Consider the following 604-nt stretch of genomic DNA (forward strand, 5'->3'; position numbering starts at 1 on the left):
AGAGCTTGATATTGAATATAAATTAATTGCAGATAAATATGAAATTCAATATACCCGAATTCCGACACTTGGAACAAATAAAATTTTTATTAATAGTTTGACAAATATATTGCTACGATTTATTAATAAGGTTGATACTAATTTAGTTATGAGTAGCTCTAGTACAAGAATATGTCCAAACGAATTTACTAAATGTTTGTGTAAATTAACAAATTAATAAGGAAAAGAATGGCAAGTTACTATCTATGGTTTAAATCAGTCCATCTGATATCTGCTATATGTTGGATGGCAGGACTTCTTTATTTACCTAGAATATATGTATATCATATCAAAGCTAAAATAGGTAGTGAGCTAGATAGTACTTTACAAGTAATGGAGCTAAAATTACTCAGATTCATTATGAATCCGGTAATGATTAGCACATCTATTTTTGGTTTAATAAATGCTCATATTTACGGGTTTGTTGCTCTTGATACTTGGTTTCACGTTAAAATGTTTGCAGTATTAATTTTAGTGATATTTCACGGTTTACTTGCAAGATGGCGAAAAGATTTTGCAAATGGTAAGAATGTCCATTCAGAAAAATTTTATCGCATATTTAATG

The 604-nt window shown here is 28.5% G+C and carries 1 protein-coding gene and 1 pseudogene; both read left to right on the forward strand.

Features of this window, described 5'->3' with window-relative positions; all coding sequences use genetic code 11:
* Positions 1-217: pseudogene (locus O6R16_RS07940) on the forward strand (ferrochelatase); the annotation flags it as partial.
* Between the two features lie 11 nt (positions 218-228).
* Positions 229-604: protoporphyrinogen oxidase HemJ (hemJ, locus tag O6R16_RS07945; RefSeq protein ID WP_499680702.1), on the forward strand; the 376-nt coding region annotated here is incomplete at its 3' end.

The organism is Candidatus Rickettsia tasmaniensis (assembly GCF_036857515.1).
Taxonomy (GTDB): domain Bacteria; phylum Pseudomonadota; class Alphaproteobacteria; order Rickettsiales; family Rickettsiaceae; genus Rickettsia; species Rickettsia rickettsii.